The organism is Psychrobacter sp. 1Y6 (assembly GCF_052258385.2).
In the GTDB taxonomy this organism is placed as follows: domain Bacteria; phylum Pseudomonadota; class Gammaproteobacteria; order Pseudomonadales; family Moraxellaceae; genus Psychrobacter.
This window is the reverse complement of record NZ_JBQQEW020000001.1, coordinates 1,500,316-1,522,725: the sequence shown is the minus strand read 5'-3', so window position 1 is coordinate 1,522,725 and position 22,410 is coordinate 1,500,316. Positions and strand designations below refer to the sequence as shown.

General features: G+C 42.2%; 17 protein-coding genes. 7 read left to right on the top strand and 10 right to left on the bottom strand.

Annotation, left to right across the window (positions count from 1 at the left end; all coding sequences use genetic code 11):
* Positions 1-31: 31 nt before the first annotated feature.
* The 6 genes from ACTXGF_RS20145 to ACTXGF_RS20120 form a co-directional block, all read right to left on the bottom strand.
* Positions 32-931 carry a LysR family transcriptional regulator gene (locus tag ACTXGF_RS20145; protein ID WP_057760292.1) on the bottom strand — a complete coding sequence of 300 codons (900 nt, stop codon included), beginning with the start codon at positions 929-931 and terminating at the stop codon, positions 32-34.
* A 233-nt stretch (positions 932-1,164) separates the two neighbouring features.
* Positions 1,165-3,288: a DNA polymerase III subunit gamma/tau gene (gene dnaX, locus ACTXGF_RS20140; protein WP_522885861.1), complete on the bottom strand. Its 2,124-nt coding sequence runs from the start codon at positions 3,286-3,288 to the stop codon at positions 1,165-1,167.
* 69 nt (positions 3,289-3,357) lie between these two features.
* A complete protein-coding gene (locus ACTXGF_RS20135; protein ID WP_443534323.1) occupies positions 3,358-4,620 on the bottom strand; it encodes a hypothetical protein in 1,263 nt (420 codons plus the stop codon).
* A 115-nt stretch (positions 4,621-4,735) separates the two neighbouring features.
* A complete protein-coding gene (lysS, locus tag ACTXGF_RS20130; RefSeq protein WP_296209946.1) occupies positions 4,736-6,274 on the bottom strand; it encodes a lysine--tRNA ligase in 1,539 nt (512 codons plus the stop codon).
* 130 nt (positions 6,275-6,404) lie between these two features.
* Complete coding sequence (prfA, locus tag ACTXGF_RS20125; protein WP_057760300.1) at positions 6,405-7,496, bottom strand: peptide chain release factor 1; 1,092 nt, start codon at positions 7,494-7,496, stop codon at positions 6,405-6,407.
* Between the two features lie 234 nt (positions 7,497-7,730).
* A complete protein-coding gene (locus tag ACTXGF_RS20120; protein ID WP_057760302.1) occupies positions 7,731-8,876 on the bottom strand; it encodes a beta-ketoacyl-ACP synthase III in 1,146 nt (381 codons plus the stop codon).
* A 295-nt stretch (positions 8,877-9,171) separates the two neighbouring features.
* On the opposite strand from ACTXGF_RS20120, the gene pnuC reads away from it, so the two are divergent.
* The 4 genes from pnuC to creD all read left to right on the top strand — a co-directional run bounded on the left by pnuC (position 9,172) and on the right by creD (position 12,834).
* Complete coding sequence (gene pnuC / locus ACTXGF_RS20115) at positions 9,172-9,882, top strand: nicotinamide riboside transporter PnuC (protein WP_443534320.1); 711 nt, start codon at positions 9,172-9,174, stop codon at positions 9,880-9,882.
* Positions 9,854-10,441, top strand: coding sequence for an ATP/GTP-binding protein (locus ACTXGF_RS20110; protein WP_443534318.1), 588 nt, complete (start codon positions 9,854-9,856; stop codon positions 10,439-10,441). The genes pnuC and ACTXGF_RS20110 overlap by 29 nt, the downstream gene beginning before the upstream one ends.
* A 61-nt stretch (positions 10,442-10,502) precedes the next feature.
* Entirely contained in the window at positions 10,503-11,027 is a 525-nt protein-coding gene (locus ACTXGF_RS20105) for a TIGR00645 family protein (protein WP_298807645.1), read from the top strand.
* Between the two features lie 169 nt (positions 11,028-11,196).
* On the top strand, positions 11,197-12,834 hold the full coding sequence (gene creD, locus ACTXGF_RS20100) for a cell envelope integrity protein CreD (protein ID WP_443534315.1): 1,638 nt from the start codon (positions 11,197-11,199) through the stop codon (positions 12,832-12,834).
* A 114-nt stretch (positions 12,835-12,948) separates the two neighbouring features.
* Here the strand turns inward: creD and ACTXGF_RS20095 are convergent, their stop codons facing one another.
* Positions 12,949-13,632, bottom strand: a complete 684-nt coding sequence (locus ACTXGF_RS20095) for a DUF421 domain-containing protein (protein ID WP_443534314.1) — start codon at positions 13,630-13,632, stop codon at positions 12,949-12,951.
* A 323-nt stretch (positions 13,633-13,955) separates the two neighbouring features.
* Between ACTXGF_RS20095 and ACTXGF_RS20090 the strand changes: the two genes are divergently transcribed.
* Positions 13,956-14,873: a DMT family transporter gene (locus ACTXGF_RS20090; protein WP_443534312.1), complete on the top strand. Its 918-nt coding sequence runs from the start codon at positions 13,956-13,958 to the stop codon at positions 14,871-14,873.
* 186 nt (positions 14,874-15,059) lie between these two features.
* Here ACTXGF_RS20090 and ACTXGF_RS20085 read toward each other — a convergent pair whose 3' ends face one another.
* A complete protein-coding gene (locus ACTXGF_RS20085; RefSeq protein WP_160021698.1) occupies positions 15,060-15,473 on the bottom strand; it encodes an organic hydroperoxide resistance protein in 414 nt (137 codons plus the stop codon).
* 166 nt (positions 15,474-15,639) lie between these two features.
* Between ACTXGF_RS20085 and ACTXGF_RS20080 the strand changes: the two genes are divergently transcribed.
* Positions 15,640-16,491: an AraC family transcriptional regulator gene (locus ACTXGF_RS20080; RefSeq protein WP_296209964.1), complete on the top strand. Its 852-nt coding sequence runs from the start codon at positions 15,640-15,642 to the stop codon at positions 16,489-16,491.
* A 264-nt stretch (positions 16,492-16,755) separates the two neighbouring features.
* Positions 16,756-17,085 carry a hypothetical protein gene (locus ACTXGF_RS20075; RefSeq protein ID WP_102091713.1) on the top strand — a complete coding sequence of 110 codons (330 nt, stop codon included), beginning with the start codon at positions 16,756-16,758 and terminating at the stop codon, positions 17,083-17,085.
* 171 nt (positions 17,086-17,256) lie between these two features.
* Here ACTXGF_RS20075 and ACTXGF_RS20070 read toward each other — a convergent pair whose 3' ends face one another.
* Positions 17,257-17,862: an SAM-dependent methyltransferase gene (locus ACTXGF_RS20070; protein WP_443534311.1), complete on the bottom strand. Its 606-nt coding sequence runs from the start codon at positions 17,860-17,862 to the stop codon at positions 17,257-17,259.
* 140 nt (positions 17,863-18,002) lie between these two features.
* A complete protein-coding gene (hrpA, locus tag ACTXGF_RS20065; RefSeq protein ID WP_443534309.1) occupies positions 18,003-22,277 on the bottom strand; it encodes an ATP-dependent RNA helicase HrpA in 4,275 nt (1,424 codons plus the stop codon).
* Positions 22,278-22,410: the final 133 nt, after the last annotated feature.

Sequence of the window (22,410 nt, the reverse complement as noted above, 5' to 3'; positions counted from 1 at the left end):
AAAAACGTTTCGTGCTTAGTGAGAACAACACTTAATTTGCATGGAAGTATTTTTTTAGTACTTCTAGGCAACGAGTGATTTTGGCTGGCTGTTGGTCGCGATTTAAAGTGACCGCATATAGCACAAAGCTTGGTAACTGATAGCCAGTCAACACTTCTACCAGCTCACCGCTCTCAAGCTCTTTTTTGACATCCATTTCTAACATTCTAACCAAACCATGACCTTCTTTAGCCAACGTCGTTGCCATGAATACGTTGTTGGTATAGATACGTGAGTTCATTTTAACACGCGTTTTTTTGCCAGTTTCAGTCTGAATCATATCGATCTGATTGGCATCTTTCATGATTTCAATACAGATCAGTTGATGCTCAGCCAAGTCTTTAGGCGTATTTAGCTTACTATGCTGACGCAAATACTGAGGTGAAGCAACCAATAATTGGCGCACATCAGTCAATGGATGACTGCTCAGACTAGAATCATTAATCGATGGGCTCATGCGAATAGCAATATCAATACGCTCGTCAATCATATCAATATAATGATTGTCAGCTAGATAAGTGACACTTAGATCATCATGTGCCGCCATCCACGTAGAGAGTGCTGGCAGTATGTGATTAACACCAAGCTCAGGAGTTGTCGATACACGCAAGCTACCTGCCAGCTCATCACGCAATTGATTAACTTTAATACGCCCTTGCTCCGCTGCACTGACGACATCTTTTGCCGCTTCATAAAAGCTCTCACCAGCTTCTGTTAAGCTTAGCTTACGAGTTGAGCGATGTAGCAACACCACGCCAAGCTCGTTCTCTAATGAACGAATTTGCTGACTGACTGCACTGGTTGTAATACCTAGCTCACGTGCTGAGCCACTAAAAGAGCCATGTCCGACCACACTGGCGAACACAGCCATACCGCGTAAATTATCCAACATATTCTCACCTAAACGTCATTTCAGTTTTTAATATAACTTAACCATTATAACGACTTTGCATTCATCTTATCGTTATCAAATGGTTCTCTCTTGTTTGATAAATATATTTTGACCCGTAATAAAAACAAAAATATCAAGGTGATATATTGCTATCACCTTGATATTTAATATAAAACTACGTTCAATATATAAATATACTTTTAGATATTTTGAGCAAACACTGCTCTAAAATCTTAATACAGCTGTACTTTACCCATTTTCCCCTCACCACGTTCAGTTAAATACTGCATTACTGGTGTTTTTAGTAATTTCGTTTCAGCAACGGTTTTCGCTTGCTCTAAACGTTTTTTCTGTCGGCGCTCTGGGGTTTTATCTTCGGTCTGCATGATACTACTATCAATTTTCAAGTCAATGTCAGCTTGCGTAAATTGCTGTTGTAGCTTAGCTGCCAATTGCTGAAAAGTGACCTGCAAATGCTTACTATCAACACTGGTCAAAAACGTGGCTTTACCATTACATTGACCAGTCATTGTACCTTGTCGTGCCAGTGCTAGCTCATCTTGTGCCAATACCTCGCTTTCACGAGCAGTTTGCAACCAGTAGTCCCACTTTTCCGGGTTCCACTCGCCTGTCAGTTCCTGAGGTGGACAACGCAGCAATGTGCGTGGATCTTCATCAGAGTGTGCTGTTAACTGAGAATCATTTACACCAGGCTCAACAACTGGTTCAGGCTCAACAACTGGTTCAGGCTCAACAACTGGTTCAGGCTCAACAACTGGTTCAGGCTCAACAACTGGTTCAGGCTCAACAACTGGTTCAGGCTCAACAACTGGTTCAGGCTCAACAACTGGTTCAGGCTCAACAACTGGTTCAGGCTCAACAACTGGTTCAGGCTCAACAACTGGTTCAGGCTCAACAACTGGTTCAGGCTCAACAACTGGTTCAGGCTCAACAACTGGTTCAGGCTCAACAACTGGTTCAGGCTCAACAACTGGTTCAGGCTCAACAACTGGTTCAGGCTCAACAACTGGTTCAGACATAGCACTAGCCACTGACTGTGCTAAATTGTCATTATTATCAATACTGCTTTGTAGCTCATCGTGACTTGGTAGCTGATAATCAACATTATAAAGCTCTGGCGGCGGTGCTGACGCTTCATGTGCAAAAGCATCTGGAGCTGATGCCGAAGAAAATGGTTCTATAGCTGGTACTTTGGTAGCAGACCCATCATTATCATAAGTATTGCTCAAGACTTCATCGACTGGTAATGGACGAAACGCCAGCAATCGCAAGATGCACATCTCAAGCGCTTGCATCGGTGTACTTGCGAGCTTGACACCTTCACGGGCTTGCACAACAATTTCATAATACAGCTGCAAGACATCAGGGCTGATATGCTGAGCTAGCGTATAAATATCTTTTGCTTGCGCCTCATTGACATTAAGAGCGACTTCAGGCAACAGCTGAGTCAATGCCAACTGATGTAGCAGCTCAGCGAGCCCATCAAACATACTGGTCGCATCGACCATTTGCGCACGCATTTGCTCAATATGAGCAGCGACCGCGGACTTATCATGATTATAAATATCTGTGATTAGACGTACTAAGTCAGCAGCATCAATAAGACCAAGCATTGCATTAACAGTCGCATCATCCAGTGCGCCTTGACCAAAAGCAATGGCTTGATCGGTCAATGATAACGCATCACGTACAGAACCTTTGGCTGCACTTGCCAACTGCCAAATGGCTGGCTGAGTATAGCCTACCTGCTCTTTGGTCAAGATATTTGCCAAGTGCTCGCTAAGTAACGTTTGTGGTAATGGGCGTAGTACAAACTGCAAGCAGCGCGAAATAATCGTAATCGGTAACTTTTGTGGATCAGTCGTCGCTAATAAAAACTTCACATGCTCAGGTGGCTCTTCTAGCGTTTTAAGTAACGCGTTAAAGCTGTGCGTAGACAGCATATGTACTTCATCAATCAGATAGACCTTGTAACGCCCTTGGCTTGGCGCATAAGGCACGTTGTCTAACAGCTCACGCGTGTCTTCGACCTTGGTACGAGAAGCGGCATCAATCTCAATAAGATCAATAAAACGCCCTTGATCAATAGCAACACAGTTATCACATACGCCGCAAGGAGTACTAGTAATACCAGTATCACAGTTCAAGCATTTAGATAAAATACGCGCAATCGTCGTCTTGCCCACACCGCGCGTACCTGTAAACAGATAGGCATGATGCAAACGATTATAATCAATCGCATTAATCAGCGCTTGAGACACATGCGTCTGCCCAATCAACTCGTGAAAGTTTTTTGGTCGGTATTTGCGAGCTAAAACTTGATATTGCTGCGTCATAATAAATGCCAATGTAAATAATACAAATATAAAGGAAGCGTCGGGTTAGTGAATTATACTATGTTTAGGTTATAACTGAGCTTGAAGTTGGGCCAGTCGATCATATAAGCGCTGAGTACTTTCATCAATAAATGAGCCTGCTTGATGAAATATATCCAGATAAACCTCAGTATTTACGCTATCTTCGCACGGCCTAAACTCTACGCCCAGTAAAAACAAATCATCCATTACAGGCTCTTGTAATTGGACATTAATATCTGACAATAAATCTTTATAAGAGAGCCTAACATTTTCTGCGCTCAGCGAACTGCTATCGTCTTGCGCATAAAACACCATAAGATAATGGCGTCCAAATACATGATAAGAATGCTCATGGCGGACGTATCCATTCCAACGCGAGTCTTGATCCATGGTTCTATAAGCTAAGATTTTTTCTACTAGACACGCATAGGTATACATTGACTCATCTACCAAAATATCAACCTGCTCATTTGGTAAAGGTCTACCCGCTTCATAATAACGCTCAATCACACTGTTAAATAGCTTGAACCACATACCAGTATTTTTTTGCATCTCAGCCATTAGAGCATCGGCAAATACAGTCTGATTCGGCTCTACTGCTTTGAGTAAGCGTAATTCAACTTGCTCAATTAACTCGTTATCAATTAGCTGTTCTTGTACCCTAATCGCTCGTTGATGAAAGTCAGGTGATTGTAGAAACTGTTTAAGTAATGTCGATTCGTTTTGAAATGATGCAAAGCTAGATAGTTGACGACGATGGAAGTCTAAAAAGGTTGTTAAATCACTTGGCGTCACCAATTGATTGAGGATATCAACGAAGTTTTGATGACTAAAGACTTGTAGGATACTTTGCTCATCATCTAAGTCTAAAACACAGTCTTCTGCAAAAAACCGACTGCCATACTCGTAGCCAACTGCATAAGATGAATGGCCCGATTGATCGTCTTGATGATTGATAAACAATGACGTTAAGCCAATAAAATAAACTGCTTTATCAGCTGTCGCGGCACTTCTATCTACAATTAGGCTATCGTTTTTTTGATAAATCTGAGCGTGGCGTTTGATGAGTTGGTTAACAACTTCTTTTCTCCACTCGCGAACTTTAGCATTATCTACTTCTTGCTTATTTGCCTGCATCACGACGGTATTGACGAGCAAATAAATAGTAGCGCCGGAAAACTCAAAAACAAAATCATAACCCTGAAAATGATCAGAGTCAGTGATTTTGTCATCAGGCAACTCATACAATGATAAAAAACATTGCTGAATCATTTTTTGCCATGGCGCATGTGATGCTTGCTGAATATCCATAATACCTCTATAAACGATATTTCACAAAAAAGCTTATACCCAATCTGTGAAAATGAGCAAAAGCTTTTTATGCTAAGTTAAGTATCAGTTTGGATTTACAGCAAGCAAACCCACATTAGCTGTCTTGTTTGCGGCGCATATGCGGGAACAAGATCACATCACGGATACTAGCAGAGTCTGTAAATAGCATTACTAGACGATCGATACCAATACCTTCACCAGCTGTTGGTGGCAAACCGTAAGACAATGCTTCGATATACTCTTCATCGAAATGCATGGCTTCATCATCACCCGCGTCTTTTTCAGCAACCTGACCACGGAAACGCTCGGCTTGGTCTGCTGGGTCATTAAGCTCACTGAAGCCATTGGCCAACTCGCGACCACCAACGAACAGCTCAAAACGATCAGTAATCTCAGGATTGTCATCACTACGGCGCGCTAGTGGTGAGGTCTCAGCAGGATATTCAGTGATGAACGTTGGCTGACGTAATTGATGCTCAGCCGTTTCTTCAAAGATAATCGTCTGTAGTTTACCCACACCAAACACATCTTTGACTTGTTGCTTAAGTGTCGTAGATGCGTACTCTGCTAGGTATTCACGATCATTGATACGCGCCATGTCAAAATTTTCAGCATATTTTGCAATCGCATCAGACATTGATAGACGAGCAAATGGTGCTTTTAGGCTAATGGCTTCTTCTTGATAAGTCAGCTCTGTTGTGCCCAACACATCTATTGCTAACTGATTAAACAGACGCTCAGTCAAATCCATCAAGTCATGATAATCAGCGTATGCTTGATAGAACTCAATCATGGTAAATTCAGGGTTATGACGGGTTGAAACGCCTTCGTTACGGAAACTACGGTTAATCTCAAATACGCGCTCAAAACCACCAACGACCAGACGCTTAAGATAAAGCTCAGGCGCGATACGTAGATATAAAGGCATGTCTAATGCATTATGATGTGTCTCAAACGGACGAGCTACTGCGCCGCCTGGTATCGGATGCATCATTGGCGTTTCGACTTCCATAAAACGCTCATTGAGCATAAATTGACGAATACCGCTGACGATCTGACTACGAACCATAAAGGTATTGCGAGTCGTTTCATTGGTCATCAAATCAAGATGACGATTGCGATAGCGCGCTTCTACATCAGCCAAGCCATGGAACTTATTCGGCATTGGACGTAGGGATTTGGTCAATAGCGTAATTTCTTCAATATGCACATACAAATCGCCTTTACCTGAGCGACCGATATAGCCTGATACACCAACGATGTCACCCAAATCTAGTGATTTGATGCTCGCACGCGTCTCCTCATCAAGCTCTTTACGTGCTACATATAACTGAATACGGCCTGTCATATCTTGGATCACGATAAAAGAACCACGGTTGAGCATGACTCGACCTGCCACGTTTACCTGTGTTTTTTCACCATTCGCTGCTTTTTCTTCAATTTCCTGCTTTGAGACACCATCAAAAGCCGTCTGTAAGTCTTGCGCATAATCAGTACGTTTGAACGTATTAGGATACGGCTGTTTACCTGAAGCACTGATATCATCTAGCTTGGCTTGCAGTTGTGCGATTAGCTCGTTAGCATCTTCTACGACTGGGGTTTGATCTTGGTTCTGATTATTGTGCTTTGACATAACACTCTCAATATTTTTAGGTAATTAAATGGATAAACGAAAACAGAAAAATTAAATCAATACTTATTATTATAAGAACAGACACGGTGATAAAAACGATAAAACTGTTAATACTTTTACAGACCAACTACTAGTCATTGCCACCGATACTGGCCATCAAATCAGCCTGATGCTCACGTAGTAGTGCATCAAGAATCTCGTCCAAGTCGCCTTCCATAATGGAATCAAGCTTGTATAAGGTAAGGTTGATACGATGATCGGTCATGCGACCTTGTGGAAAATTATAGGTACGGATACGCTCTGAGCGATCGCCACTACCAACCAAGTCACGACGTATAGAGTCCGCCACATCGACCTGTGCTTGCACTTTGGCTTGTTGAATTTTAGAGACCAGCATTTTCATAGCATGCGCACGGTTTTTGTGTTGGCTACGCTCTTGCTGACACTCTACCACGGTACCTGTCGGAATGTGCGTCAAACGTACGGCAGAATCAGTCGTGTTAACATGCTGACCACCCGCGCCGCTTGAGCGGAAAGTATCCATCTTGATATCAGCAGGATTGATATCAACGGTATCATCAATCTCAACTTCTGGCATGACTGCGACCGTGCAAGCTGAGGTATGCACACGACCTTGACTCTCGGTCTCAGGGACACGCTGTACACGGTGAGCGCCTGATTCAAACTTTAGACGACCATATACACTATTGCCAGATACGCGAGTGATGATTTCTTTATAACCGCCATGCTCACCTTCATTTGCAGAGAGCACTTCTAGTGTCCAGCCCTGGCTCTGCGCGTATTTTTGGTACATACGGAACAAGTCACCAGAGAAAATCGCTGCCTCATCGCCGCCTGTCCCAGCACGAATCTCCAAAAACGCTGGTACTTTGTCGTTAGGGTCTTTTGGTAGCATCATCAGATTGAGTGCTTCTTCCATCTCTACGATGGTATCACGCGCACTCTCAATCTCATCGATCATCATCTCTTTCATGTCAGGATCTGTTGCATCGGCTAGCATCGCTTCTGCATCAGCCTGATCCGTTTCTGCACCCACGTAGTTTTGCCACAGCGTCGTGATCTCCATCAAGTCGCTGTGCTCAACAGACAATTCACGGAACTTGTTATTATCACTGATGACACTAGGATCTGATAATAAAGCGGTGACCTCTTCATAACGGTCTACCATCTGGTCTAAACGCAGGCGTAAGGATTCTTTCATAAAAGGACTTTTAATTGGATAAGAGGAATAAGCCCGTGATTATAGCAAATTTTTTGGGGTAAATTAAAACCTCTAATCATTCTTGTTGATATTGTCGGTAATCTCGACATTATCTTCTCAAACATCCCTGTTTATATTTAGATGTCACAGCTCAATTTCAATAGCAAAAACAACAGACAAAAAAATAGCTAAGAATATTCTTAGCTATTTTTATCAGGACAGGTAGTTAAAGTATTAGACCTTGCGAACTAAGACCGATCCAATAGAGTAACCTGCACCAAATGAGCAAATAACGCCCAGATCACCTGATACTAAGTCGTCTTTGTGGCGATGGAACACAATCATAGGACTCGCTGAGCTGGTATTGGCGAATTCAGCAATAACACTTGGGGCAATTGATTTATCGGCATCTTTACCGACCACGGTACGTAGAATCAAATCCAACATATTAGCATTGGCTTGATGCAACCACATCATCTTAACATCAGATGTTGGGATGTCGTTTTCTTGCAAGTGCTCAGTGATGATCTCTGACACTTTTGGACAGACTTCACGAAATACTTTACGACCGTTTTGCAAAAACAGCTTGTCAGTGACTGGTGCTTTGATATCTGGATACATTTCAGTCTGCGCTGCTAGATACTCTGAGCGATCCATAAAGCCATATTCGTTTTTGATATTGGTCGAAAACTGAGTGAATAGCTTAGAGTTTAGAATCTCATAACCTTTTGGCGTATCTAACTCTTCAACGATAGAAGCGGTCGCTACGTCACCGAAGATAAAGTGGCTGTCACGGTTACGCCAGTTTAGATGCGCTGAGGTAATCTCAACGTTGACCACAGCAATACGTTTGGCCAAACCAGAGATGATAGAACCATGTGCTTGTGACAGACCAAAAGTCGCCGCACTACATGCAACGTTCATATCATAAGCAAAGCCGCCAATCATACCAATTTCGTTTTGGATTTCGATAGCCACCGCAGGATAAGTACGCTGAAAGTTTGAGCAAGCAAGGATGATACCGTCTAAGTCATTGGCCTCAAGTCCAGCATCCGCCAAAGCGTCTCTAAGTGCTGCTGCACCCATTTCGGCCATTACCGACAGCTCTTCGCCCAAGTTGCGGTAAGGAATAACTGGCGCCATGATTTCAGTATTTAAGATACCTTCTTTTTCCATCACATAACGTGATTTGATACCAGATACTTTTTCGATGAAAGCAGCTGAAGAAGGCTCAAGTGCCGTCACTGTCTCTGCAGCTATCTCTTCAGCATGTTCGGTATTATAGTTTTCAACATACTGGTTAAATGACTCAACTAGCTCTTCGTTACTAATGCTGTAAGGTGGGATATAAAGACCAGTGCCTGTGATACAAGTCGTCATGATAAGCTTCCTTGTCTACTACTGTGGTGCTTGGAATAAGCATAAAAGTGGAAAAATAATAGCCATTCAAATTCAGTGAATAACTGTAAACTTAAAATCAGTGTGTTTATTATGCCTGAATATTATAATTTTTCTAATACTTTGTTACAAATAATCTGTTTCTTGCCATAAATTAGCAAAGACTGCCGTCCTTTTTCGGTAGCTACGTTATAATTGGCATCATTTATTCTGTACTACTCATCGAACTATCTTAATTATTCAGAACATTGATACACGCTCATACTTAGGAATGCTAATGGCAGAACTTCTCAACTGGTTATTTGGTCAATACGCTGACTACTCTACGATATTTATCATTCTTGAATTGATTGCTGTTGTTTTCGGCGTAGCAAGTGTCTTACTCGCCAGCAAAACCAGTATTTTAGTCTTCCCTATTGGATTGGTTAGCACTGCTATATTTGTGTACCTACTGTGGAAGTGGCAGCTGTTTGGCGATATGTTCATCAATGCTTACTATACCGTGATGAGCTTGTATGGCTGGATTAACTGGTCAAAGAACAAGAAAAACCAGTCTGTTGAGCACAAGCAGTCAAATACCAATGACGTCCGTATTGAACATTTACATGCAGGTGACATCCCTATACTTTCTGCTTTGGCAGCAGGAACGATAGCTTTTGTAGGATTGGTTTATTATTTCCGTCCCGTAATTAATAATGGCTTTAGTTTCGATGGTGCGGCACTTGGAATCCATCTATTTACTTGGGTCGATTATACTGACATGCTCACTACGGCTTTATTTTTGATGGCAATGTGGCTCATGGCACGGCGCAAGATTGAGCATTGGCTACTCTGGATCATCGCTGATGCGATATCGGTACCGCTATACTTCTATAAAGGTTTTACTTTTACCGCGCTACAATATGTAGTCTTCACTCTTATTGCAATCTGGGCATACTATGAATGGCAACGACGCTACCGTGTACAACCTCGAGCAGCATACGCCTAAACCCGTCATCAAAGTCGCGGTCTTAGGGGCAGAAAGTACGGGTAAGACGACCTTATGTCGCGATTTGGCCGCGCATTTTGATAGTCCATGGGTGTCAGAATATATGCGTACCTATTTACAAGTAAAATGGGACGACGAGCAGCTGACTTGTACGTGGGAGGATCTACTACCTATCGCACAGGGGCAGGTTACACTAGAGAATACCTTGGCCAAACAGGTCGCTCAGTCGAATAATGCCCGTCATTATTTGTTTTGCGATACCAGTTTGTTTGAGCTGATGGTTTATTCTTATTGGTATTATGGCGACTGCCCTACGATCCTTGAGCAAGCAGCGTTGGCGCATCATTATGATTTGATATTATTGACTGATGTTGATACGCCTTGGGTGGCTGATGACCTACGAGACAGTCCACACCAACGCGATGAGATAAGTGCTTATTTCGCCAATCAATTGAGCAAGCATCAAAAACCATTTCAACGCATTAGTGGCGATAGAAAAGAGCGCGTTCGGCAAGTAGTAGCGCAGCTCGCTGATATAGATAATATATCGCCTGACTAAAGCTAAAATGAACCATACCCATAATCAACGTTATTTATTCTTTAAGACTTAAGAGATACCCATGCTAAAGAAGTTTGAGCTTTATTTAGAAAAAACCATATTTAATAGCCGCTGGATACTGGCACCCTTTTATCTAGGATTAGTGCTAGGCATTATTTTATTATTTATTAAGTTTGTCCAAAAGCTATGGCACATGTTCGCTGACATTCTGACGGCCTCTGAAGCCAGTGTGATTGTAGATATATTGGTATTGGTTGATATCTCTCTGGTTGCTAGTTTACTGCTTATTATTATATTCAGTGGCTATGAGATTTTTGTCTCAAAAATCGATACTGGTACCCATGATGATCGTCCTAGCTGGATGGGCAAAGTGGACTTTTCTGGTCTAAAGCTCAAAGTCATCGGAGCGATTGTCGCTATCTCGGCGATTGACCTTTTGAAATCCTTTATGGATATCTCTAGCGGAATGAGTGAACTTGATGCCGACAAACTCATGTGGAAGGTTATTATTCATATGACCTTTGTATTTTCTGGCTTGTTATTCGCTATTATGGATAAAGTCGTTGGCGACACGAAAAAGCATTAAAAACATTAATAATCAAAAAATAATTATCCAGTAATATCAACTTTTACCCTTTCACAGTTATTCCATATTTCCTGCACATCTTCTCTTCATGCCCTCTCTATGATGTCTTTTAAAACCACGGTCTGCTATCTCGGCAGCTGTGGATTAAAGACACTTAGGAGGCGAAAACATGCAAAAAACATTATTGACTAAGTTATCTATCATTGTAGGACTTTGTATCGTCTTTTTGATTGGTCTCACTATGATTGGCGATATCATATACGAGAGGCAGTACTACGCAGAGTCAGTGATAAAAGAAATCAGCGAGCAGCATGTCAATCCACAAGAAGTGATTAATCCATTTATAGCTATTCCTACGACAGTCACACCAGCATGTCAGTCAGATGCATCTGATACACCAAATATAAAGAGCAAATGCGAACCGTCATACTCGAAGATTGAGACGATTTTTGCCTCTCAGACGCAGGCTGTACAAAACCTAAAAGTAAACACAGACACTTATAAACGCGGTATCTATAGTGCTACTAGCTATGATGGTCAACTGACATTCGATCAAAGTTATACGCTTGATGAGACTTTAGAAAATTTAGATCAGGTTGGCACTACAATTGACGATGATGCAGATTCAGTCGGTATATCTCTTAATACAGACAAAACGCAATTAACCAAAACCATTATCCACTGGAATAAAGCAAAACTTATCATTCCTGTGTCTGACTTACGCGGTGTCGCTACCCTGCCTACTGTCACAATTAATCAAAAATCAATTGCAGCAAACTATCCGCAGATACCAATGATAGAGAACTTAACCTATGTCGAAGTAGATATACCTAAAGATATATTGGAGCAATTAATCAATCCTACTAGCCAACATAATAAAGATAGCCTTGTTGCCACAAGCTCAATAAATAAAAATCTAGATAAATCAGAGGTAAATAGCCAGTTATCTAATCCTAAAGACAATCAAGCGCTGAATATTGTGATCGACTTGCCATTAGCTGGCATTAGTAATGTAACAACTGTCCCAACTGGGCAGAACTTTATTCTGTCTATGCACAGTGACTGGCAGACACCAAACTTCATCGGTAAAGCATTACCAAATACCAAGAGTATTACCGCTAAAGGATTTGATGCCAGTTGGCAAAATCAGTATTTAACCGTTGCAAACAATCAGTACCTCTCTCAATGTCTCAGCGTGCCTAACCAGCAATGTACTGTCATAAGTGAATCAACGCTCAATACCGATAGTCATTCGTACAATCCTAATTCGTTTGAGGCATCAAGAAATCCGACGACAGACAGTGCAGCAGTAGCTGGTAGTAATCAAAGTGTTCTGCTAAACAGCTTTGGCGTTAGTTTTGCGAGCCCCAATGATGTCTATCTACAAACTGAACGAGCCATGAAGTACGCCTTGCTATTAATGTTGGTATCGTTTGGTACTTTCTTTTTATTTGAAGTGCTCAAATCAAGTCGCATCCACCCTATTCAGTATCTGTTAGTCGGCTGCGCACTATTTGTCTTTTATGTCTTATTACTGCCGCTTGCAGAACAAATCGCATTTTGGCAAGCCTATATGGTAGCGGCCAGTGCTTGTGTTGGGCTTATTGGCTGGTATAGCTACTATGTATTTGGTGGTTTCAAACGGGCAGTAATCTTTACCGCGACACTTGCTGGGCTATACGCTGCATTTTTCGGTATTTTAAGTACAGAAGATCTCAATCTGTTACTGGGTGCGATATTCTGCTTTGTGATACTTGCTTGCGTAATGGTGATGACTCGCAAACTCGACTGGTACAAAGTCACGTAAATTATGCATACCTCTTAACCTACTTTCTTTATTTTGAATTGAAATTTTAAAGGAAAAAAGCATTTGGCTGCCTTAGCTTATTAACTGAGCTAAGTAAGGCAGCTAATCGTTATATTATTTGACGATATGATTGTTTAACGCTTTAGCCCAGTTATTGCAATTATCCTCGCAGCGCGGGCAACACTGATTAGGGTCAGAGATTTCATCAACATAACCGCAATACATACAAGCATAATGAACCCCTGCTTCTACTTGCTCGACCGGTCGGTATTGCTTGGGGAAAAGCGGCATCCCGTAGTCTGTCTTTTCGGAGGTATGCAATAAAATACTAAAATTGCCATCAGCTTCGAGCAAACCGACACGTACTTGACCTAAATGCTCAACCCCTTGTTGGCGCATTTCAGCAAAAAACTCATCGTGTGACATCTCACCTTTTTTGATTTTATCAAGCACCAGCATGCCATCTTCTACAATATACATTGAGCGCCCCTCTAGCAGGTCCTCAAAAGGCTGGAACTTCATCATCGCCCAAGTACACAGCCTATAGAGTGAAATGACCGTACCCATGATGAGTACCGCTTGGATAATGGGCAGGTCTTCGGTGAACATAGGATCACCTGCAATAGAGCCTAGCGATAAAATAATGGTCAGCTCAAAAATAGAGAGCTGACGGACGCCGCGCTTACCAGTGAATCGCAAAAATGTGATAATTAATACAAACATTACAGTGACACGTATTAAAATTTCTACGGCAAACAACCAAGTTGTGTCATAAATAAAAATACTTGCCCAATTCATACTATCTTTTCCTATTTATTTATCTAATTTATTGTTTTTAATGAATGTTGTTCTAACAGTTCGTTTGACGCGAAGCACATCATCCCTATTTTTAGACCTTATCGTCAATACAACTATCGTTATTCTGATTTAAAAGAGACTTTTTTCCATAAGTACGACAAAATATCCTGTCCTGTGAGACAGCTATGGATTAGATTAATCAGTTATCAATCTATTATCTTTGCTAAGAAATAAGCGTTCGTTATAACAACGTATCTCAAGACCTAAAACTAAAATCCTATGTTTGCCTGTTTTGTGCCATTTATTCATTGTAGGAATTACTTTTGAAAGCCACTATTTATACCATTATTGCGTTAATCGCCTTTGCCGCAAACTCTCTGTTTTGCCGAATGGCATTGGCAGAAGGCTACATCGATGCTTGGAGTTTTACGATCATTCGTCTGCTCAGTGCGACTGCCTGTTTGATCTTTATCATGGCTGTACATGCTTACAGACTGCGACGCCAAACGTCTAATCATGACGAACCTACCGTCCACGCTATATTAAATGATAAAGGCAGTTGGTTGAGTAGCGTCAGCTTGGTGATTTATGCGCTGTGCTTTTCAATTGCGTATGTAGAGCTGGATACTGGCACTGGTGCATTGATTTTGTTTTCAGCGGTTCAGCTGACGATGATTGGCTGGGGTATCTACAAAAAAGAGCAGTTAAGCACACTACAGTGGTTAGCGTTTGTCGTTGCAGTTGCAGGGTTTGTATATCTGATGCTGCCATCGGCTGCCATACCGTCACCATTAGCAGCAGCGTTAATGGCTATGAGCGGCATAGCTTGGGGAATATACAGTATACGCGGCAAATCATGTATCTCACCGCTACGAGCGACAGGGTTTAACTTTGTGCGTAGTTTAGTCGCTGTGCCTATACTATTACTGGTAGGTATGACGTATCTAGATGACTTAGGTTTGAAAAATATCAATTTGGAGGACATTACCACTGAAGGTGTACTACTCGCCTGTGCATCAGGAGCAATCGCCTCAGGGTTGGGTTATAGTATCTGGTATACAGCGATGCCACTATTGAAAAACACACAAGCCGCTATCGTTCAGCTATGTGTCCCTGTGATTGCTGCGTTGCTAGGTGTGGTGTTTTTATCTGAGCAACTAACTTTGCCATTTATAGTTGCAAGCACAGTCATTTTGGGCGCGGTCTTGGTGTTTACCTTAAATAAAAAAGTACCGGTATAAAATAAGGCTATTAATAACCTATCATTAGCCAAGTTGCTCAGAAAAGGTTCCAGATAATTACGTTACCGGACAACATAAAACGCCCCGACTCTTATAAATCGGGGCGTTTATGTATTCGAGTTATTATTTTAATATTGCTAGTCTACGGTCACTAGTCTTTAAACAACCGTCTGTACGCAACAGCCTTTAAACAACGGTCACTTCTAGACGAGTATCGACATTGCCGCGAGTAGCATTAGAATACGGGCACACCTGATGCGTGGCTTCGATCAACTGCTGCGCCTGCGCTTCATCAATACCTGATACTTCTACAGACAACTCTATCTCTAAGTTATAGCTACCGTCAGCTTTCATACCGATACCCACTTGCGCAGAAGTTTTTGAAGCGGTAACAGGCAATTTCATGTGCTGTGCAGTCATGCTCAAAGCGCTATCAAAACAAGCCGCGTAACCCATGGCAAAAAGCTGTTCTGGGTTCACGCCTTCTTTGTCTTGCTCTTGAAAAGATACCAGGTCAAATCCTAAAGAACCATCGTCTAATCCAGTATGGCCAGAACGTCCACCAGTAGCGGTTGCGCGCGTTTTATAAAATATTTTCATGATTAATTATTCCTTGTTTCATATTATTAGAGGTCGTACTTACGCTGTTGCGATGAAATTATTATAGAATCCTCTGCACTTATACGTTAGAACAAACCTCTATAACTCTTGCCTAATCCTACAAATATTTATACTATCAGGCAATCTTATAAAATAAGCACTCGTGATGAATCAAACGACTATTGACCAACTTTTAGCAGTACTACCTAGAAATAAAACTATTGAATCTGCTGTTTCAGGCTTGTTCTTTTACTGCGCGGACAAACCAAGCAAAGCCGTGAGTTATATTCAAGAGCCAAGTATTTGTATTGTACTGCAAGGTGAACGAGAGATTTACTTGGGTGCTGACTGTCAAAGGTTTGACAATAGTAACTTGATGTTCTGTCCAGTTAATATACCGCTAAGTATGCATATCAAGCACGCTTCGATAAAGAACCCTGTCATTGTTTTATCAATGAAATTAGATTTAGCTATGATTAGAGATGTATTAGCGCAGATACCGACCACACACCCAGTAGCAGGCAGTCATTTAGGAATAAAGTGGCACTTAGATGACACCATAATGGACGCGTTTGATCGATTGATACGCTTGCTTGATTATCCAAACGATATTGATTTTCTGTCTTCTTTAATTCAACAAGAAATATACTATCGCCTACTCTTGGCTGAGCAAGGCAACAAACTTAAGCAATTGGTCGTTAGCGGTAGCCATACACACCGCATTGCCCAAGCGACTGACTGGATAAAGGCACATCTAGATGAACCTATTATGGTTGAAAGCTTAGCTAGTAGATGCGGCATGAGTGTCTCAGGGTTTCATCAGCACTTTAAAGAAATAACCCAGCTGAGTCCGTTACAGTATCAGAAAAGCTTACGTTTAATGGAAGCCAGACGCTTAATTAAGATGCATGGGGCGCAAATATCACAAATAGCGATGCAAGTAGGCTACGAAAGCCCTAGTCAATTTAGCCGAGAATATAAGCGGTTTTTTGGTCTAAGTCCGAGTAATGAGTTGTAGTTATAATTTTATTTTCTAATAGGATAAATTTAATTTGCTTAGGCTATTTTCTATTATATCTATGGAATTCTTCCCCAGAAAACATCATTTTTAAATTGAATGATTTATGGACTATTTTAAATAAATAGAAAAATTGGTTGACGTGACCATATATTCGTATTATAACATATTATATATATTTAAAATAATGAATGTATAGGAGCAGCTTTACTCTGCGTACGATCGATGTGAAGCGATCAATAGAAAGCTTAGGGAGGAGATAACATGATTCGTTTAAGCTACACTCTCAAATGCTGGGCACTTGGCATCACGTTTTTTACAGTGTTCTACTTTATGGTAGTCATGAGTGACCCTGGCTTTAGTAAGTACATTTATATGTTAGCTTTCAGCACCTTGCTATTCCCTATTGCTAAGCGTGCAGTCGATGTCATGACCGATTTTTTCGCACCAGATATTGAGCTGTTCAATGGATTGTTACCATCACTTTTAATCAATATTGTGATTTGGATGCTTACTCCATTTATCGTCGCATTAACTGTGATTGCCTATGTACTTTATAGCATGGGTGTACTGACAGAAAAGATTAGCCATTAAGTACCAATCATTAAGTGTCAATTATCAAGTACCGATCATTAAATACTAGTCATTAGATACCAGTCGCTAATTATCAGACATCAATAGCTTATAGAGAAGATAGTTTGCGAACTAGCTTCTCTAACTATGTATATAGCTACTAAAACGACTAATAGATTTAACTTACAACGGCTAGTTGCTAACTTTTTTGCCAACAAACTGTACTACAGCGCTAAGCCCTTGATGCCGCTTTCCTTCTGATACCATACGCAACTTCTCTACACCAATCACTTCGTTCAGCCCTACAAGCTCATTTTGAAAGTTCTCTAAAGCGCCAAAACGTTCACTTTGACTGGCTGGTGGTCCACCGACTGCCTCTGTTTCAAGCTGTCGTTCTGTATAAGCTTCGACGATAAATACTCCCTCTGGCTTGAGAGCGGTGCCAACTTGTGCATGTACGTATTGACGTACCGTTTCAGGCACGTGTGCCCAGATAGAAACTATAGCGTCCCATTTATCCTGACCAAAGTTATAATGTTCTAAATCAGCTACTTGGGTAGTAATAGCTACCCCTCTATCTTTGGCCAACTTATTCGCTTTGTTTAACCCTACTTCGGACATATCCATCGCAGTTACCTTGAAACCTTGCTCAGCTAAGAATACTGCATTCCTACCCTCTCCCTCTGCTAGACAAAGTACGTGTCCACCTACAGGTATCTGCTCAAATGTCTCTCTCAAAAAATCATTAGGTTCGGTGCCAAATGCGAACTCTGTGCCACTATAGCGTTCATCCCACATTTTAATCGTCCTTTTGTTTGAGATTGATATCTAATTTAGTAGGTAACATATTGCATTTAGAACGCTTAGTTATAGAGCCCATATCTTGAAATTGATGTATGCTCTATAACATAACGTACCATACAAAACTAAAATTTAGCCTAACTCACCTTGTCCCACATTTTGCTTAGACGCTTGGGCGATACTGCCACACGAGTTTTCATAGGCTGAGCAAACAGTTGAATACGGTATTCCTCCACCATCCAGCGATACTCACTGATGGCCTCTTTGTCCGCACGTCCTGCTAGCCGCTCCATATGCAAATCAAGCGCGTATACACCATCAAGGTCAGCGTCGAGGTTGTGCTCCAAACGCTCTAGTCGAATCTGTAGCGCTTCAAGATAGCGTGGGTACTGTTGCCAATGGCTATAATCCATCCGATAAACAAAATCTGCCAAATGTAAATCTTCCAACTGATCTTCGATATCATCGATAGACTCACCAAATATCTCGCGATCTAGCATCAGTAACCCTTGGCGAATATGTTGCCAACGAGTGTAGACATTCTTAAGCGTTTTGATGACGCTTTGACCAGTTAATAAGAAGTTATTGACTACCACTTCGAGAGTCTGGGCATACTCCTCAGAGGTAAACGGTAGCTCTTCGCTCAATCCGACTGCGATGTCATCAGCGCTTTCTGGTAAACTCTCAGAGTGATCAAATAAGACATAGTGCTCTTCGAGAGCCGCGTCTAACGCAGCATCTATAACGATCGTTTTGAGTTTATCCATGTCGCCAAGTGGCGCAAATGCCAGTTTAAATATACTGTCGATTTGGCTCGTTAGCTGCTTTTTCTTTGCACCAAGTTTGCCTTTGATTAAAGTCAGCACCCCAATACGATGTGCTTGAAGTGCTGCATTGACATCAGTGTATTGATGAATCGATACAGCTTCTCCCGCTTCATCAGCGACAAGCGCTGCAAACTGTTTCATTACCACACCTGCGCTATGATGGTTTTTGCTAAAAGCAAAATGCTCAGGGAACTCAGTATGCACGCCTTGCTGCTCATTTACCGCTTGACTGGTCTCAGATGCATGACGAATTTGTAGGGTTTGCAGATCACGACCTTTTTCGATGATACGGTTTTTCTCATCGACCACGCAGATTTGTGGCTGCAAATAACGATCAATCGTAGATGGATTGAAGTTCTCTGGCGTCACCGACATAATACCGCGACGATGTAATGCCTGACACAGCTGCTTCAGCAATCCTTGTCCACCCTTTGGCTGCAACTCATCAAACAAACTGTCTGCAGTATTGGGTATCGGTACGATTTGACGACGTATCTCCTTTGGCAGTGACTTGAGCAGTTGCAATACCAACTCATAGCGCCAACCAGGCACGCCCCACAGTAGCTCAATCGCATCGAGCTGCGGTAATGCGGCAAGCGGTACACGTATGGTCACGCCATCATCATCACTGGCGGGATCAAAGATATAACGGAGTGGCAGCTTTAGATCGCCCAGCTTCCACACTTCTGGGAAGTCCCCTGTGGTCGGCGCTTGGCTATTAAGTACATCTTCATCGGTAAAGAATAGATGCTTGGCATCATGCTTTTCAACTTCTGCACGCCAATCCTCAAACGCTTTGCGACTAGCGACGTGCTCAGGAATTTTCTTATCATAGAACTGATACAGCGTCTCTTCATCTACCAACAAATCACGGCGGCGAAGTTTGTCCTCGATACGCTCAACATGAGCAATCTTATCCATGTTATGTTGTAGAAATGGTGCATTGCGCCCAAAGTTACCAGTTACCAAGCCATCACGAATAAATATCTCTCGTGATTCAACCAAGTTAACTTGCTCATAATTGGTCAGCTGCTTGCTAATAATAATCAGCCCAAACAAACTAATCTGTGCGTAGGCTTTGACGCGTCCTGTTTTCTTGGACCAATGTGGTTCGAAGTAATGATATTTCAGCAAATCACCTGCCGCTGAAATAATCCATTCTGGTTCGATTTTGGCAACAGTACGCATAAAGACTTGTGAAGTCTCCACCATTTCAAACGCCATCACCCAAGGTGGTATTTGTTTAAACACCGTACTGGCTGGGAATATCTTGGCCTTTTGCTGACGCGCCGCCAAATACTCACCGCGGCTTTCGGTCTTATGCGCGATGATAGACAATAAACCCGTCAATAATGCTCTATGCAGATTGGCATATTTGACTGCTTTTAACTCTTCATCTTCGATCGCTGTCGGATCATTGACAGCCACATTTTTATCAGCAGCTTTTGACTCATTAACATCAGTTAGCTTCAGCTCAGTGACCATTTGTACCAATTGACGGTGTGTCTGATGCCATTCTCGTACACGCGGGAAGCTTAAATAGTTCTTCTTAGCAAACTGCTTACGCTGATTGCCAGACAGTTTATTACCGTCTTCATCTTTTTCAAACAGCGCCTTCCATAGACTCAGATAAAACAAAAAGTCAGAGTCGTCTTGACGGAAGACCGCATGCTTTTGATCCGCTTGCGTGCGTTTATTGGCAGGCCGCTCACGTGGATCCTGTACAGCGAGCGCGGCCACAACGATTAGCATTTCGCGAATACAATCAAAGTCGGAACCAGCCACCAGCATACGTGCTAGCCTTGGATCAATTGGCATACGTGCCATTTTCTGACCAGTTGCTGTCAAGCGCAGATGATCAAGTCCTTTTCTCGCTTTTGGCTTGTTGGTTTTGTCCTGAGCAGCAGTATCTTTCTTGGAAGTAATAGCGCCCAATTCATCTAGCAATTTATGACCATCAGTAACCAATCGGCTATCAGGCGGCTCAATGAATTCAAAATCATCCACACTACCTAGACGTAGATTGGCCATTTGTAGGATTACTGACGCTAAGTTGGTACGTAGAATCTCAGGCTCAGTGAACTCAGGGCGGCCACTAAAATCTTCTTCACTATAAAGACGAATACAAACACCTGGAGCAACACGGCCACAGCGACCTTTACGCTGATTGGCAGCTGCTTGCGAAATTGCTTCAATCGGTAGGCGCTGTACACGCGAGCGATATGAGTAACGCGAAATCCGTGCAAAACCCAAGTCGATCACATAGCGAATACCCGGCACGGTCAATGCAGTCTCAGCAACGTTGGTCGCGATAACAATACGGCGACCTCGACCCGATGGTTGAAAGATACGCTGCTGCTCTTCGTAAGTCTGCCGTGCAAATAGTGGCAGTACTTCAGTATGGCGCGGGCCATGACGCTCAAGCACCTCTTGCGTCTCACGAATCTCGGCTTCAGTCGCGGCAAATATTAAGATATCAGCTTGATCGGCATGACCTTTACTCTGCGCATCGCTAAAGCACTCTTCAACAGCGGCAACCACAGCACGCGGCAGGTTCTCTTCAAAATCATCGTAGCTGTCATCTTCTGAGCTATTTACTGGCTCATCTGTCAACGGACGATAACGGACTTCTACAGGAAAACTACGCCCTTCTACATTAAAAATAGGCGCAGGAACTTGCCGTTTGAGCTTATTGTCATAACGGCTGAAGTATTCACTAAAGCGCTTAGTATCGAGGGTCGCCGAGGTAATAATGACTTTTAAATCTGGGCGTTTGGGCAGCATCTTTTTGAGATAACCCATAATAAAATCGATGTTTAAGCTACGTTCATGCGCCTCATCAATAATAATCGTATCGTACTTACTCAAAAACCGATCGTGACCCAGTTCAGCGAGTAAGATACCATCCGTCATGAGCTTTACAACAGATTGCGCTGTCCCTTGCTCATTAAAGCGAATCTTAAAACTGACCGTATTACCTAATGGCTCACCTAGCTCTTCTGCGATACGGTTTGCCACACTACGAGCAGCCAATCGTCTTGGCTGTGTATGCCCTATCTGCCCTGTAATACCGCGCCCTGCTAGCATCGCAAGCTTAGGCAACTGCGTCGTTTTACCAGAACCGGTCTCACCAGCGACAATAATGACTTGATTATCGATAATCGCTTGTACTAAGTCTTCTGCGCGCTGGCTAACGGGTAGATCTAGATTTAGCTTGGCAGGTAAATCACTTGGAATACTATCGATACGTGCCTGCACAGCTTCTTGAGAACGTGTCTTTATTTTCTCGTACTCAGCACGTTTCTTGGCGAGTACATCATCTGAATTGTTCTTTTCTTTAGAATCATGATTAGATTTTTTATTCTTAGATACAGCAGCACGTGCCAGCTCTCGTTCAAGACGGCTTAAGTAGTAACTGTCTTTAGCAAGTACTGGTAGATCAGAGGCAATGCTAGTCTGAACAGCAGTTCTATCGTCGCTGAACTTGTTATTCGAGTGGCTGTCATTTGGATTTGTCGTCTTATTTATTTCTTCAACGCTGCTTTCACTAGGCATTTTTGGTTCATTCTCAGAAGTATTGGGCATATTTACTTAGGCTATTTATTATGTAGAAGTGGTTAGATTATGGGGGTAATTGGGGCATGATTCAAGTTAGTCGAGTCCTGATTGCTCTTGTATCAATAATGCTGAAACTATCACACATTACAGAACGTATCCA

Coding starts and splice junctions, on each gene's coding strand:
- dnaX (WP_522885861.1), bottom strand. CDS start 3,288: ATGACGCAGCAATATCAAGTTTTAGCTCGCAAATACCGACCAAAAAAC.
- hrpA (WP_443534309.1), bottom strand. CDS start 22,277: ATGCCCAATACTTCTGAGAATGAACCAAAAATGCCTAGTGAAAGCAGC.
- ACTXGF_RS20080 (WP_296209964.1), top strand. CDS start 15,640: ATGAATCAAACGACTATTGACCAACTTTTAGCAGTACTACCTAGAAAT.
- ACTXGF_RS20095 (WP_443534314.1), bottom strand. CDS start 13,632: ATGAATTGGGCAAGTATTTTTATTTATGACACAACTTGGTTGTTTGCC.
- creD (WP_443534315.1), top strand. CDS start 11,197: ATGCAAAAAACATTATTGACTAAGTTATCTATCATTGTAGGACTTTGT.
- ACTXGF_RS20085 (WP_160021698.1), bottom strand. CDS start 15,473: ATGAAAATATTTTATAAAACGCGCGCAACCGCTACTGGTGGACGTTCT.
- ACTXGF_RS20075 (WP_102091713.1), top strand. CDS start 16,756: ATGATTCGTTTAAGCTACACTCTCAAATGCTGGGCACTTGGCATCACG.
- prfA (WP_057760300.1), bottom strand. CDS start 7,496: ATGAAAGAATCCTTACGCCTGCGTTTAGACCAGATGGTAGACCGTTAT.
- ACTXGF_RS20105 (WP_298807645.1), top strand. CDS start 10,503: ATGCTAAAGAAGTTTGAGCTTTATTTAGAAAAAACCATATTTAATAGC.
- ACTXGF_RS20135 (WP_443534323.1), bottom strand. CDS start 4,620: ATGGATATTCAGCAAGCATCACATGCGCCATGGCAAAAAATGATTCAG.
- lysS (WP_296209946.1), bottom strand. CDS start 6,274: ATGTCAAAGCACAATAATCAGAACCAAGATCAAACCCCAGTCGTAGAA.
- ACTXGF_RS20145 (WP_057760292.1), bottom strand. CDS start 931: ATGTTGGATAATTTACGCGGTATGGCTGTGTTCGCCAGTGTGGTCGGA.
- ACTXGF_RS20120 (WP_057760302.1), bottom strand. CDS start 8,876: ATGACGACTTGTATCACAGGCACTGGTCTTTATATCCCACCTTACAGC.
- pnuC (WP_443534320.1), top strand. CDS start 9,172: ATGGCAGAACTTCTCAACTGGTTATTTGGTCAATACGCTGACTACTCT.
- ACTXGF_RS20070 (WP_443534311.1), bottom strand. CDS start 17,862: ATGTGGGATGAACGCTATAGTGGCACAGAGTTCGCATTTGGCACCGAA.